Raw genomic sequence first — 13,259 nt, 5'->3', positions numbered from 1 at the left:
CGCGGCAACAGGTTTCAGCGGCAGCGATCACCGGCGGCAGCGCACAGCCAGTAGCTGCACCGGCGCGCCCCGAGCCGGGACCGGTCCCGGACTTTCGGATCACTCGGCGCGGGGGCGTAGCCGCAGCACCACGACACCGCGGTCCATGGCGGCGCGAAGTTCTGCGCGATCGACGCTGCCGTCAGGCTCGAGACTCACCTTGACGAACCGGCCGTGGGTGGCGTTCTTCACCAGGATCACCCGATACAGGTCGGCGATCTGGTCCTCGTCGGTGACGACATCCCAGTCCGCCCAGACGGTACGGCCACGCAGGATCACCTCGACCGGGGTCTCCGGTTTCAGGTTGCGGCGCCAGGCGGCGGGGGTGCCGATGAGGAGGACGCCGTCGTCCTCGGCGTAGGCGACCGGGACGGGGATGCGGCGGCCGGTCTTGCGCCCGATCACGACGACAGTCAGCAACTTTCCGCTGAGCAGGCCGTGCAGCGGAGAGCGCAGCAGGGTGCGGATGACGGTATCGATCGCGCGCTGGGTGCGCGAGGCCCGTACCGGGCGAGCGGGAGCGGGAGTGGACATGGTGAGCACCTCCGGGTCACCTAATTACTGAGTCGATACTCAGAAAATACGTCGCCCTGTGGCAACCTGCAACAATCGGAGAGCACGATCGGCATCGAGGCAGGTAGGAGACGTGGTGACGGCGGATCCGGGCAAGCGCACCCGAGGGCGTCCGCGCACGGGGGTGCGGGAGGCACTCGTCGCGGGAGCGCAGGAGGTGCTCACCGAGTCGGGGGTGGCGCGGCTGTCCACCAAGGAGGTCGCCGCGCGGGCCGGTGTCGCCGAATCCAGCATCTTCTACCATTTCGGCGATCGAATGGGGTTGCTGCAAGCAGTGATTCAGCACCATCTGCAACCGCTGAAGGACATGGTCGCGGAACGGGACCGGCCCCGCGACGCGGATCTGCGCGCCGAATTGCGCACCCTGCTCGAGGCGTTCGAGGAGTTCTTCCACCTCGCGCTGCCGGTCCTGGCGGCCGTGGGCTCCGATGCCGGGTTGCGCGCGGTGTATCAGCAGCGCAGCCAGGATCTGGACCTGGGCCCGCACCGCGCGATCGAAGTCGTGCAGGCCCGCCTGTCCGGCCACGCCGCACCGGACGCCGATCTACGTCCCTTCGCACTGCTGCTGATAGGCGCCGCACACCAGCGCGCACTGCAACGTCAACTCAGCCCGCCCAGCGCCCTGATCACCCTGCCCTCCTCCGCCGCACTCGCCGACGCCCTGCTACCGGCCTTCCCGCGCTGAGCTTCCGCATCCCCCCGCTGCGGCTCCGCACCGAACCGAGGTGCGTCACAGAACGCCGTGCCTGCGTCACCCGAGCACCGTACGGCACCGAATCCTGGACGCGAGGTGGCGAGGATGGTGCCGCCGAAGCTGCCATGGGCGTCACGGAACGAGACGCGCCACCGGAGCAGCGTCGGGCACCAGAACAATGCGCTCCACCGGAACCGTCTGCGTCACCACAGCGATGCACGTCACCAGAACCATGCGTGCGCCAGAGCCATGCGTGCCACCGGAACGATACGTATCACCGGAACAATGCGCGCCGCGGAAATGTGCGCGTCCCCAGGACGGCGTGCGCGTCCCCGAGACGGTGTGCGCCGCGCGAACGAGGTGTGTCATCGGACGGCCGGGCACCGGCGGAACGGAACCGAACCCGGGGATGCGCTGTGGGCGAACGGGATCGCCGGGGCGGTGATCTCGGCGCATGCTGGTGGGATAACACTGTAATCGTGTAATCCAGGTGGGTGGTCGCGGTGACCGACAGCGTCGAATTCCCGGCGGGTCAGACCGAGGCACGGGATGCGGCTGCGCTGGACGCGTATTCGCGGACCGTGATTGCGGTCGCGCAGGCGGTGACACCGCATGTCGTGAGCGTGCAGACGCGGCGTGGCGGGGGGTCGGCCGTGGTGTTCACCGGGGACGGCTTCCTGCTCACCAATGCGCACGTGGTCGGCTCGGAAACGACCGGCACGGCCGTCTTCGCCGACGGTACGGAGACCCGGTTCGATACCGTCGGCGCGGATCCGCTCTCGGATCTCGCGGTGCTGCGGGCGCGCGGCGGCGCTCCGGCCGCGGTGACCCTCGGCGATGCCGATGCCCTGGTGGTGGGGCAGTTGGTGGTGGCGGTCGGCAGCCCGCTGGGGCTCGCGGGCTCGGTCACGGCGGGGGTGGTGAGTGCGCTGGGCCGTTCGGTGCCGGTCGGCAGCCGGCGCAGCACCCGGGTCATCGAGGATGTCATCCAGACCGATGCGGCCCTCAACCCCGGCAATTCCGGTGGCGCGCTGGCAGATTCGGCGGGCCGAGTGGTCGGCGTCAACACGGCGGTGGCGGGCATCGGGCTCGGCCTGGCGATTCCGATCAATGCCACGACCCGGCGCATCGTCAGCACGCTGCTGTCCGAGGGCCGGGTGCGGCGGGCCTATCTGGGCGTGGTCGGGGTACCGGCGCCGCTGCCCGACGCCGTGGCCGCGCGCACCGGGCAGCGGGCGGCGCTGCGGGTGATGGAGGTGGTCGGCGGCGGTCCGGCCGATCGGGCCGGGATCCGCCGGGGCGATCTGGTGCTCAGTGTGGATCGCGCGGAAATCCATGACGCCCAAGGCATTCAGCGCCGCCTGTTCGCCGACGCGATCGGCCGCGCGCTGCCGGTGACGGTCCTGCGCAACGGCGCGATGGTCGATGTGATCGCGGTGCCGGTCGAATTGAGCGCGCAGTGACGGACTTTCAGGCGGATTCGGCGAGTGCCGCGGCCTGCCAGACATCCGCCAGATCCTGTAGCGGCACCCCGAGAGCGCGGCTCAGGCCGACGACGGTGCCGAAGGCGGGGCTGGGCAGCCGGCCGGATTCGATCTTGCGCAACGTCTCCGGCGAGATCCCCGCGGCAATGGCGACGGCACCGAGATCGCGGTCGGCGCGCAGGGTGCGCAGACAGGCACCGAGCCGGCGGCCGGCCTCGACCTGCGCGGGAGTGAGCGGAACTCGGACCATGCAGCCAGCATACGAATGGTATTAAAATACCGCAAGCACTATGGTGGTATTTAAATACCGAAGGTGGAGGTGTGCAGTGGTGGAGTTGAAGACGCCCGCGGAGATCGAGCGCATGCGGGTGACCGGGCAGTTCGTCGCCGACGTCCTGGCCGATCTGCGCGGGCGGGCGCGGGTGGGGGTCAACCTGCTGGAACTGGAACAGCAGGTGCGCGACCGCATCCGTGACCGGGGTGCGGTCTCCTGCTACTGGGACTACGCCCCCTCCTTCGGCAGCGGCCCGTTCCGCAACACCGTCTGCCTGTCGGTGAACGACGCGGTGCTGCACGGACTTCCGTTCGACTACACCCTGCGCGACGGCGATGTGCTGAGCATGGATCTGGCGGTCTCGATCGACGGCTGGGTCGCCGACTCCGCCACCACGGTGATCGTCGGCACCCCCGACGCCGAGGATCTGCGCCTGGTCCGGGCCACCGAGGAGGCGCTGGCGGCGGCGGTCACGGCCGCCCGGCCCGGCGGCCGCATCGGCGACATCTCCGCCGCGATCGCCGCCGTCGCGCACGGGCACGGTTATCCGGTGAACACCCAGTTCGGCGGGCACGGCCTCGGCCGCACCATGCACGAGGACCCGCACGTCCCCAACGACGGCCGGGCCGGCCGCGGTTTCCCGCTGCGGCCGGGCCTGACCATCGCCATCGAGCCCTGGTTCGCCCGCACCACCGACCGCATCGTCACCGACCCCGACGGCTGGACGATCCGCTCCGCCGACGGCTCCCGCACCGCCCACAGCGAACACACCGTCGCGATCACCGAGGACGGGCCGCGCATTCTCACCCTCGCCGCCTGAACCGGATAGGCTGCGCGGGTGGACAACCCCTTCGGCACCGCCGGTACCGCGAAATACGTGCTGCTCACCACCTTCCGCAAGGACGGCACCCCGGTCGGCACGCCGATCTGGGCCGCACTCGACGACGGCAAACTGTACGTCTGGACCGTCGCCGACAGCTGGAAGGTGAAGCGGATCCGCCGCAACCCCGCGGTCACGGTGCAGGCCTGCAACGCCTCCGGCAAACCCCAGGGCGACGAGGTGGTCGAGGCCACCGCCCACATCCTCGACGAGGCCGGTGGCGACCGCACCCGCACGCTGATCAAGAAGCGCTACTCGCTGCCCGGCTGGCTCGTCGTGACCGCCAGCACCCTGCGCCGCGGCCGCAACGGCACCGTCGGCATCGAGATCACCGCGGGCCGCCCGGAGTAGGAGGGCGGGGGCGCCTACTCCAGCTCGCCCTCGGTCTCCAGGTAGACCTGCCGCAGCCGGTCCAGCGTCTCCGGCTGCGGGTGCTGCCACAGCTTGCGTTCGGCGGCCTCCAGCAGCCGTTCGGCGATGCCGTGCAGCGCCCACGGATTCGACTGCTCCATGAACTTCCGGTTGGTCTCGTCGAAAACGTAACTCTCGGAGAGCTTCTCGTACATCCAGTCGGCGACCACATTGGTGGTGGCGTCGTAGCCGAACAGGTAGTCGACAGTCGCCGCCATCTCGAACGCGCCCTTGTAGCCGTGCCGGCGCATGGCCTCCAGCCAGCGCGGATTCACCACCCGGGCGCGGAAGACCCGCGTGGTCTCCTCCGACAGCGTGCGGGTGCGCACCGCGTCCGGCCGGGTGCTGTCGCCGATGTACGCCTCGGGGTTGCGCCCGGTCAGCGCGCGCACCGCGGCGACCATGCCGCCGTGGTACTGGAAATAGTCGTCGGAGTCCGCGATGTCGTGCTCACGGGTGTCGGTGTTCTTGGCGGCCACCGCGATTCGCCGATAGGCGGTCCGCATGTCGTCGGCCGCCGGGGCGCCGTCGAGGTCGCGGCCGTAGGCGTAACCGCCCCACGCGGTGTAGACCTGCGCGAGATCGTCGTCGGTGCGCCAGCTGCGCGAGTCGATCAGTTGCAGCAACCCCGCACCGTAGGTCCCGGGCTTGGAACCGAAGATCCGGGTGGTGGCCCGGCGCTCGTCGCCGTGCCCGGCCAGATCCGCCTGGCTGTGTGCCCGTACGTAATTCGACTCGGCCGGCTCGTCCAGCCCCGCGACAAGCCGCACCGCATCGTCCAGCAGCGCCAGCACGTGCGGGAACGCGTCCCGGAAGAATCCGGAGATGCGGACGGTGACATCGACGCGGGGGCGGCCCAGTTCGGCGAGGGGGATCGCCTCCAGTGTGGTCACCCGCCGGCTGGCCTCGTCCCACACCGGCCGGACGCCCAGCAGCGCGAGCACTTCCGCGATGTCGTCGCCGGAGGTCCGCATCGCGGAGGTGCCCCACACCGACAGGCCCACCGAACGCGGATACTCGCCGTGATCGGCGCGGTAGCGGTCCAGCAGCGAATCCGCCATCGCCTGACCGGTTTCCCAGGCCAGTCGCGACGGCACCGCCTTCGGGTCCACGGAATAGAAATTGCGCCCGGTGGGCAGCACGTTGATCAGGCCACGCAGCGGTGATCCGCTCGGCCCGGACGGGATGAATCCACCGTTCAGCGCGTGCAGCACCCGATCGATCTCCACCCCGGTCTGCCGCAGCCGCGGCACGACTTCGGTTGCGGCGAAACGCAACACGGCCCGCAACGTCTCGATCCGGTTCGTGGGCACCAGAATCGCCGCCGGATCACCGGCCACCGCCGGATCATCAACCGGCACAGGGTCGCCGACGACCACGTACCGGCCCAGCAGGTCGTCCACCGCATCCGCCGACCACTCGGCCGCCTGCAACCCGGCCAGCAGCGCCCGCGCCCGCGCCTCGACCGCGTCCACCCGCTCACGCGACTCGCCGCCGGATTCGTCCAGCCCCAATGCCTCCCGCAGGCCGGGCACCGCGATCTCACCACCCCACAGTTGCCGTGCGCGCAGCATCGCCAGCACCAGATCCAGCTCGGTCTCGCCCATCGGCGCCTGACCGAGCACGTGCAGGCCGTCGCGGATCTGCACGTCCTTGATCTCGCACAGCCAGCCGTCGACGTGCAGCAGCATGTCGTCGAAGGCGTCCTCGTCGGGCCGGTCGGACAGTCCGAGATCGTGGTCCATCTCGGCCGCCCGCATCAGCGTCCAGATCTGCTGCCGGATCGCCGGCAGTTTCGCCGGATCGAGCGCGGAGATGTTGGCGTGCTCGTCGAGCAGTTGCTCCAGCCGGGCGATGTCACCGTAGGTCTCGGCCCGCGCCATGGGCGGGATCAGGTGATCGACCAGGGTGGCGTGCGCGCGGCGCTTGGCCTGGGTGCCCTCGCCCGGATCGTTGACCAGGAACGGGTAGATCAGCGGCAGATCACCCAGCGCCGCATCGGTACCGCAGGCCGCGGACATGCCGACGGTCTTGCCCGGCAGCCATTCCAGATTGCCGTGCTTGCCGAGATGCACCAGCGCGTGCGCCCCGAAGCCGCCGTCCGCGTCCGGCATCGACAGCCACCGGTAGGCCGCCAGATAGTGGTGGCTCGGCGGCAGATCCGGATCGTGGTAGATCGCCACCGGATTCTCGCCGAAGCCGCGCGGCGGCTGCACCATCAGCACCAGATTGCCGAAACGCAGCGCGGCGATGACGATCTCACCCGCCGGATCGGCGGACCGGTCCACGTACAGTTCACCCGGCGGCGGCCCCCACGCCGCGACGACCGCTTCGCGCAGCTCCGCCGGCAGCGTGCCGAACCAGCTCGCATAGCGCGCCGCGGAGATGCGAATCGGGTTGCCCTCCAACTGTTCCGCGGTCAGCCAGTCCGGATCCTGGCCGCCCGCGGCGATGATCGCGTGGATCAGCGCGTCGCCGTCGCGCTCCTCGAGGCCGGGCACCGCGCCGGCCGGGCCCAGGTCGTACCCCGCCTCCCGCATGGCGGCCAGCAGCCGGATCGCGCTGGCCGGGGTGTCCAGGCCGACCGCGTTGCCGATCCGCGCGTGCTTGGTCGGATACGCCGACAGCATCAGCGCGATCCGGCGCCCCGCGGGCGGGATGTGCCGCAACCGGGCGTGCCGCACCGCGATTCCGGCCACCCGGGCCGCCCGCTCCGGATCGGGCACATAGCTCGACAGCCCGTCCGCGTCGAACTCCTTGAACGAGAACGGCACCGTGATGAGCCGCCCGTCGAATTCGGGCACCGCCACCTGGGTGGCGACGTCCAGCGGCGAGAGGCCGTCGTCGTTGCCGGCCCACTGCGCCCGGCTGCCGGTGAGGCACAGGCCCTGCAGGATCGGCACGTCCAGGTCGGCGAGCGCGCCGATGTCCCAGGCCGCGTCGTCGCCGCCGGCGGACACCGCGGCGGGGGTGCTGCCGCCGGCCGCGAGCACCGTCACCACCAGTGTGTCGGCGGCGCGCAGGGTGTCGATCAGCGCGGGTTCGGCGGTGCGCAGCGACGCGCAGTACAGCGGCAGCGGGCGCCCGCCCGCATCCTCGATCGCCGCGCACAACGCCTCGATGTAGGCGGTGTTCCCGGCCAGATGCTGGGCACGGTAGTAGAGCACCGCGACGGTGGGACCGTCCACCTCGCGCGCGGCGCGTTCCAGCGCACCCCAGGCGGGCAGTTGCACCGGCGGCTCGAATCCGTGCCCGGTGAGCAGCACGGTGTCGGACAGGAAGTGGTGCAGTTGCCGCAGATTGGCCGGACCGCCCGCGGCGAGGTAGTTGTGCGCGTCGGCGGCGACGCCGCCGGGCACCGTCGAACATTCCATCAGCTCGGCGTCGGGCGCCATCTCACCGCCGAGGGCCACCAGCGGAATTCCGCTCGCGCGCAGCGCGTCCAGGCCCTCTTCCCAGGCCCGGCGACCGCCGAGCAACCGGACCACCACCAGATCGACGCCGTCGAGCAGCCCCGGCAGATCGTCGGGCAGCAACCGGGCCGGATTCCCCAGCCGGTAGTCGGCGCCACCGGCCCGCGCGGACAACAGGTCGGTATCGGACGTGGACAGCAGCAGTATCACGGCGAGCCTTTCCTCGGGTCATGCGCCCATCGGTGGTCTGCCCGCCTGGAGGGTCTGACTGTCACAGTGGCGCGACCGCCCGGAATCACACCGGTTTCCTCGTTCCGGCAAGCCCCCGGATGCTACCGCGAACCGACCGGCCCACCCCCGCACCGGGTCCCGGTGCCCACCGCCGCGAACGCTCGGCGACACAGAACGACCAGTCCGTTTCCTCTCCCCGAATTCGATCCACAGGCGTACGCTCAAAGTATGCCGAACTCGCCCGGGTGGGCCAGGCGGAACCGCTTTGCTGCCTGGTCAGGGATAACAAGCATGATGGTTGCTGTTGCTTTGCTAGCAATGGCGCTGGCGGCTGCTGCCGGTGATCGGCCCCACCTCGCGGTGGTCGCTGCCGTGCTGTGCGCGGTGGTCGCGATCACCGGTCTGGTGGTCTTCGAATCCACGGTGCGCCGCGATCACTCCGACCACCACACCACCCCACGATTGCTGTCCGACAGCTGGCAACGGGCTCCCCGGCTCCGCCGCCGCGGCTGACCGCCCCGGCGACTTCGCTCACCGACGACCCCATTCACCGACCACGGAAGGACGCATCCATGCGCGCCACTCCGATCTGGGCTCGCCGCAACCGGTTCGTCGCCTGGACGAGCTATCTGGCCGTGCTGATCGGCTTCGCCACGCTGGCGATGGCGTTGACCGCCGCCGCCAGCGGCCACACCCGCTGGGCGATGGTCGCGGGCGGCCTGTGCGCCGCGGTCGTGATCGTCAGCATCGGGGTACTCGCCGCGACCGTGCACCGCGACCACACCCACCACCACGGCGGGCCGAATCTGCTCACCGACGAATGGGACCAGGCCAGCGCCGCCCGGGCGCGCCGGCGTGCGGCCGCCCGAGCCGCCGCGCCGCGCACCTGGCCCGGCATCTGACCGCACTCACCCCCGGGGCCCGGCGTCTCCGACCGCCGGCCTCGGGGCCCTCGCCGGAGCGCTGTGCGTTTCTCCACCCCGCCGGACCCCGGACCGCGTCCCGGCACCGCACCGCCGGTCCACGCCTCGTAGGCTGGTGGATCGTGACCCGCTCCCGGCCCGATTCCTGCCCCGGCGTGCTGCGGCTGCACGAGGCGGCCGACGGCCCGCTGGCGCGCATCCGGCTGCCGGGCGGGCGGCTGCGCCCGGATCAGTTGCAGGCCCTCGCCGAGGCGGCCCGTGCGCTGGGCAACGACGCCATCGAGTTGACCTCGCGCGGCAACGTGCAGTTGCGGCAGGTGCACGATGCGGCGGCGCTGGCCGAGCGGCTGGCCGCCGCCGAGCTGCTGCCCAGCCCGACCCACGAGCGGGTGCGCAATATCGTGGCGTCCCCGTTGTCCGGCCGGGTCGGCGGCTGGGCCGATGTGCACCCCCTGATCCCGGCACTGGACGCGGCCTTGCAGGCCGCGCCGGAACTGTCCGAACTGCCCGGCCGGGTGCTGTTCACCCTCGACGACGGCCGCGGCGACATCAGCGGGCTCGGCGGCGACATCGGCCTGCACGCCACCGGCGGCGACGAGTACGCGCTGCTGCTCGGCGGTCGCGACACCGGCGTCCGGGTGCCCGCGGATCGGGCCGTCGACACGATGCTGGCCGCCGCACACGGTTTCCAGCGGGTGCGCGGTGACCGGTGGCGGCTGCACGAGGTACCCGGCGGCATCGCCTGGGTGATCGCGGACCTCGGCCTCACCGCGACCACCGAACCGCTGGAATTCGGTGCCCACCACGACATTCCGATCGGCTGGCTCACCCAGGACGACGGCCGGGTGGCGCTCGGAGCGGGTGTGCCGCTGGGCAGCCTGCCGACCCGGACCGCCGAATTCCTCGCCGCCGTCGAACGCCCGCTCGTGGTGACGCCGTGGCGCAGCCTGGTCCTCACCGACCTGGACGAAGGGGTGGCCGAAACCGCCGTCCGGGTGCTCGCGCCGATGGGCCTGATCTTCGACGCCGGCTCCCCGTGGCTGCTCGTCAGCGCGTGCGCCGGACAGCCCGGCTGCGCCAAGTCCCGCACCGACGTCCGGGCCGACGCCGCCACCGCCGTCGCGGACGGCCGGATCCACGACGGCCCGCCCGCCGCCGCCGAGCACGGACTCACCGCCGACGCGCTCGAGGTGCCGGGACGGCAGCACTGGTCGGGCTGCGAACGCCGCTGCGGCCGCCCCCGCGGCGCCGCCACCGACGTGGTGGCCGAGCCGGACGGCTACCGCATCACCCCGCCCGGGCACTGACCTCGGCAGCGCACCAGGCGTTCCGGGGTCGCCCGGCCGTCCGCTGCGCGCGGCCGTCCACCGCCGCCGGCACCGGCCGCCCGCTCGAATTGCGCCGGGCGTCAACGGGTATCAGCGCAGGACGCCACCGACCACGGTCGTGACGGCCCGGCTCACGGCGACGGAGTCCGGACGGTCGCCGGTCCGGTCGGCGAACAGCAGGTGCGCGGTGCCGATCAGCAGGGGAGCCAGGGCGTCGACCTCGGCGTCGGGCGCCAGGCGGCCGAGTTCGCGTTCCGCGGTGAGGTATTCGGTCACCATGATCGCGCCCTCGGTCAGGATCGGCACTCCCGCGGGCCAGGTCTCCCGCAACCGGTGGCGCAGTTCGTCACGGAAGACGATGAGCGCCACCACGGCGACCGCGACCGATTCGAACAGGGCGGTCAGCGCCGCGGTCAGATTGGCGACCACCGTGCCGGCGCCCGCGGCGTCGCGCAGCGCGGCGGCCTGAGTGTCCATCCGCCCGGCCCGGTCGAGCACGAGTTCGGCCAGGAAGGCGTCGAAATCCTCGAAATGCCGGTGCAGCACGCCTTTCGCGACACCCGCCTCCGCGGTGACCGCGCGGCTGGTGAGCCCGCTGGGCCCGTCGCGCAGCAGCACCCGCTCGGCGGCGTCGAACAACTGTCGGCGCACATCGCGAATCGCTACTCCGGTCGGCATCGCTCGATGGTATCGCTCGCAGCGAACACGGATTGTTGAGTGGGCATTGGCCCACTACTGTGGGCGCATGCCCACTCCAGAAGCTCCACCGCCGGTCGCACCCCATCAGCACCGTGGGATCGCCGAATCCTTCGGCGTCGACGCCGCACGCTACGACCGTGCCCGCCCCGGCTATCCCGAGGCCCTGATCCAGCGAATCGTCGCCGCGAGCCGGGAACCGGACGTGCTCGATGTCGGGTGCGGCACCGGCATCGCGACACGCCAGTTCGCGGCGGCGGGCGCCCGGGTGCTGGGTGTCGAACCCGATGCCCGGATGGCCGACTTCGCCCGGCAGACCGGACTCGAGGTCGAGATCGCCACCTTCGAGACCTGGGAATCCGCGGGGCGGCGCTTCGATGCCGTGGTCGCGGGGACGGCCTGGCACTGGGTCGATCCGGTCGCCGGGGCCGCGAAGGCCGCCGAGGTGCTGCGTCCCGGCGGCCGGCTGGCGCCGTTCTGGCACGTGTTCGAACTGCCCGAGCCGGTGCGACTGGCCTTCGCCGAGGTGTACCACCGGGTGGTCCCCGACTCCCCCTTCGACTTCCAGGCCCAGCGCACCGGCCTGGAGGTGTACCGGCCGCTGTTCGACAAGGTGGCCGAGAGCATCGCGGCCTCGGGTGCGTTCGAGCAGCCCGAGCAGTGGCGATTCGACTGGGAGCCCACCTACACCCGCGACGAGTGGCTGGACCAGATGCCCACCCAGGGCCCGATGACCCGGCTGCCCGCCGACCGGCAGCAGGCGGTGCTGACCGAGGTCGGCGCGGCCATCGACGCGCTCGGCGGCAGCTTCACCGCCGCCTACACCACGATGGTGGTCACCGCGCCGCGACGGGACTGACGGTACCCGTGCCACTCCAGCGTGCAGCACTTCACGCTGCCGCCGGACTTCAGCAGTTCCGACAGGTCGACGCCGACCGGGTGGTAGCCGCGCTCGCGCAACTGCTCGGCCAGGCGGACCGCCCGATCGGAGAGGAAGACGTGGTAGCCGTCGCAGACCCCGTTGAGCCCCAGCACCTGCGCGTCGCCGGCGTCGGCCAGCACCGCGTCGGGATACAACCGGGCCAGTAGCCGCACGCTGTCCGGGGAGAACGCCGCCGGGTAGTACGCGACGGTGTCACCGAGCGCCATCAACGCGGTGTCCAGATGGTAGAACCGCGGGTCGACCAGTTCCAGCGACACCACCTGCCGCCCGAAGAAGCGTTCCACCTCGCGATGGGCCGCCCGCGAACTGCGGAACCCGGTCCCGGCCAGGATCCGGTCGCCGGCGATCGCGAAATCGCCCTCGCCCTCGTTGAATTCGGCCGCCGCGGCCACCCGGGCCGGGCCGCGCTCGCTCATCCAGCGGTGGTACGCCGGGCCTTCCGCGGCCCGCTCGGGCGTGGCGAACCGCGCCGACAGCGCCCGATCGCCGATCACCAGCCCGCCGTTGGCGGCGAACACCATGTCCGGCAGACCGGGCACACCGTCGATCAGATCCACCTCGTGCCCGTGCTGCCGATAGACCGCGCACAACGCCTCCCACTGCGCGACCGCCTTGCCGCGGTCCACCGGCGTGCCGGTGTCCATCCAGGGATTGATCGCGTAGGTGACGTCGAAGTGCTCCGGGCGGCACATGAGGAAGCGTCGCGGAACCGGGCCGCGCACGGTGGCCGGCTCGGGAGCGCCGAGGGCGGCGGACGGGACCGGCGAGGTCGAGAGCGTCAACGGGACTCCCTGCAAGTCGGCGCGACAAGGATTTCTCGACGGTAATGGGCGTAGTGTTGCGCTCGGAACAGGTATCTGTTGCGCAGATGATCTCTTCAACGGCGAATTGTTGCGTCCCAGCGGAGGAACCGGCATGGACGACATCGATCGGCGAATCCTCGCCCACCTGCTGCGGCAGGCCCGTGCCTCCTTCCAGGACATCGGCGCCGGGGTCGGGCTGTCGGCGCCGGCGGTGAAACGGCGGGTCGACAAGATGGTGGCCGCCGGGCAGATCACCGGATTCACGGCGCTGGTCAACCCGGTCGCCCTGGGCTGGCGCACCGAGGCGTACGTGGAGGTCTACTACCGCGACAACATCACCCCCGCCGAACTGCGCCGCAGCCTGGAACCGATCCCGCAGGTGGTGGGTGTGTGGACGATCGCGGGCGAGGCCGACGCGCTGGTCCACGTGATGGCCACCGACATGGCCGAGATCGAGTCCACGGTCGAGCGCATCCGGGAGAACGCCCGGGTCGGGCGCACCCGCAGCAGCATCGTGATGTCACGGCTGCTGGAGCGTCCGCGCACCTGACCGCGACCCGCTACCGG

Annotated in this window: 14 protein-coding genes; 9 read left to right on the top strand and 5 right to left on the bottom strand. The window is 71.4% G+C overall.

Translation table 11 applies throughout. The features are described from left to right. Positions 1-99 precede the first annotated feature (99 nt). Positions 100-573, bottom strand: a complete 474-nt coding sequence (locus LBW94_RS10745; protein ID WP_225053580.1) for a hypothetical protein — start codon at positions 571-573, stop codon at positions 100-102. Between the two features lie 115 nt (positions 574-688). On the opposite strand from LBW94_RS10745, the gene LBW94_RS10740 reads away from it, so the two are divergent. Both LBW94_RS10740 and LBW94_RS10735 read left to right on the top strand, forming a co-directional pair. Beyond that, the gene (locus LBW94_RS10740) at positions 689-1,297 is read left to right on the top strand and encodes a TetR/AcrR family transcriptional regulator (protein WP_225053578.1); all 609 of its coding nucleotides are present in this window, start codon (positions 689-691) and stop codon (positions 1,295-1,297) included. 512 nt (positions 1,298-1,809) lie between these two features. Beyond that, positions 1,810-2,769, top strand: coding sequence for a S1C family serine protease (locus LBW94_RS10735; protein WP_225053576.1), 960 nt, complete (start codon positions 1,810-1,812; stop codon positions 2,767-2,769). A gap of 7 nt (positions 2,770-2,776) precedes the next feature. On the opposite strand, the gene LBW94_RS10730 is transcribed toward LBW94_RS10735, so the two are convergent. Beyond that, entirely contained in the window at positions 2,777-3,040 is a 264-nt protein-coding gene (locus tag LBW94_RS10730) for a helix-turn-helix transcriptional regulator (protein WP_225053574.1), read from the bottom strand. Between the two features lie 76 nt (positions 3,041-3,116). Between LBW94_RS10730 and map the strand changes: the two genes are divergently transcribed. Both map and LBW94_RS10720 read left to right on the top strand, forming a co-directional pair. Then, positions 3,117-3,884 (top strand): type I methionyl aminopeptidase, encoded by a 768-nt coding sequence (gene map / locus LBW94_RS10725; protein ID WP_225053573.1) that lies wholly within the window; start codon positions 3,117-3,119, stop codon positions 3,882-3,884. A gap of 18 nt (positions 3,885-3,902) precedes the next feature. Then, a complete protein-coding gene (locus LBW94_RS10720; RefSeq protein ID WP_225053571.1) occupies positions 3,903-4,295 on the top strand; it encodes a PPOX class F420-dependent oxidoreductase in 393 nt (130 codons plus the stop codon). A 14-nt stretch (positions 4,296-4,309) separates the two neighbouring features. Here LBW94_RS10720 and cobN read toward each other — a convergent pair whose 3' ends face one another. After that, the gene (gene cobN, locus LBW94_RS10715) at positions 4,310-7,978 is read right to left on the bottom strand and encodes a cobaltochelatase subunit CobN (protein ID WP_225053569.1); all 3,669 of its coding nucleotides are present in this window, start codon (positions 7,976-7,978) and stop codon (positions 4,310-4,312) included. A gap of 312 nt (positions 7,979-8,290) precedes the next feature. Between cobN and LBW94_RS10710 the strand changes: the two genes are divergently transcribed. The 3 genes from LBW94_RS10710 (at position 8,291) to cobG (ending at position 10,229) form a co-directional block, all read left to right on the top strand. Then, on the top strand, positions 8,291-8,512 hold the full coding sequence (locus LBW94_RS10710; RefSeq protein WP_225053567.1) for a hypothetical protein: 222 nt from the start codon (positions 8,291-8,293) through the stop codon (positions 8,510-8,512). 59 nt (positions 8,513-8,571) lie between these two features. Beyond that, positions 8,572-8,901: a hypothetical protein gene (locus LBW94_RS10705; RefSeq protein WP_225053566.1), complete on the top strand. Its 330-nt coding sequence runs from the start codon at positions 8,572-8,574 to the stop codon at positions 8,899-8,901. 143 nt (positions 8,902-9,044) lie between these two features. Next, complete coding sequence (gene cobG / locus LBW94_RS10700; RefSeq protein ID WP_225053564.1) at positions 9,045-10,229, top strand: precorrin-3B synthase; 1,185 nt, start codon at positions 9,045-9,047, stop codon at positions 10,227-10,229. A 111-nt stretch (positions 10,230-10,340) separates the two neighbouring features. On the opposite strand, the gene LBW94_RS10695 is transcribed toward cobG, so the two are convergent. Next, complete coding sequence (locus tag LBW94_RS10695; protein WP_225053563.1) at positions 10,341-10,928, bottom strand: TetR/AcrR family transcriptional regulator; 588 nt, start codon at positions 10,926-10,928, stop codon at positions 10,341-10,343. 67 nt (positions 10,929-10,995) lie between these two features. Here LBW94_RS10695 and LBW94_RS10690 point away from each other — a divergent pair, with 67 nt between their 5' ends. After that, positions 10,996-11,805, top strand: a complete 810-nt coding sequence (locus LBW94_RS10690) for a class I SAM-dependent methyltransferase (RefSeq protein WP_225053561.1) — start codon at positions 10,996-10,998, stop codon at positions 11,803-11,805. Here LBW94_RS10690 and ddaH read toward each other — a convergent pair. Beyond that, on the bottom strand, positions 11,766-12,671 hold the full coding sequence (gene ddaH, locus LBW94_RS10685) for a dimethylargininase (protein ID WP_225053559.1): 906 nt from the start codon (positions 12,669-12,671) through the stop codon (positions 11,766-11,768). The genes LBW94_RS10690 and ddaH overlap by 40 nt on opposite strands. A 133-nt stretch (positions 12,672-12,804) precedes the next feature. On the opposite strand from ddaH, the gene LBW94_RS10680 reads away from it, so the two are divergent. Then, positions 12,805-13,242 carry an Lrp/AsnC family transcriptional regulator gene (locus LBW94_RS10680; RefSeq protein ID WP_225053558.1) on the top strand — a complete coding sequence of 146 codons (438 nt, stop codon included), beginning with the start codon at positions 12,805-12,807 and terminating at the stop codon, positions 13,240-13,242. The last annotated feature ends 17 nt before the right edge of the window (positions 13,243-13,259 follow it).

Source organism: Nocardia sp. alder85J (genome assembly GCF_020176955.2).
Classification (GTDB): Bacteria; Actinomycetota; Actinomycetes; order Mycobacteriales; family Mycobacteriaceae; genus Nocardia.
Note: the sequence above shows the minus strand (reverse complement) of the source record. Positions and strands in the feature narration are given on the sequence as shown.

Excerpts from the sequence above, each read along its gene's own strand:
- LBW94_RS10745 (WP_225053580.1), bottom strand. The coding sequence starts at position 573 with ATGTCCACTCCCGCTCCCGCTCGCCCGGTACGGGCCTCGCGCACCCAG.
- LBW94_RS10730 (WP_225053574.1), bottom strand. The coding sequence starts at position 3,040 with ATGGTCCGAGTTCCGCTCACTCCCGCGCAGGTCGAGGCCGGCCGCCGG.
- LBW94_RS10710 (WP_225053567.1), top strand. The coding sequence starts at position 8,291 with ATGATGGTTGCTGTTGCTTTGCTAGCAATGGCGCTGGCGGCTGCTGCC.
- LBW94_RS10705 (WP_225053566.1), top strand. The coding sequence starts at position 8,572 with ATGCGCGCCACTCCGATCTGGGCTCGCCGCAACCGGTTCGTCGCCTGG.
- LBW94_RS10695 (WP_225053563.1), bottom strand. The coding sequence starts at position 10,928 with ATGCCGACCGGAGTAGCGATTCGCGATGTGCGCCGACAGTTGTTCGAC.
- LBW94_RS10690 (WP_225053561.1), top strand. The coding sequence starts at position 10,996 with ATGCCCACTCCAGAAGCTCCACCGCCGGTCGCACCCCATCAGCACCGT.
- LBW94_RS10680 (WP_225053558.1), top strand. The coding sequence starts at position 12,805 with ATGGACGACATCGATCGGCGAATCCTCGCCCACCTGCTGCGGCAGGCC.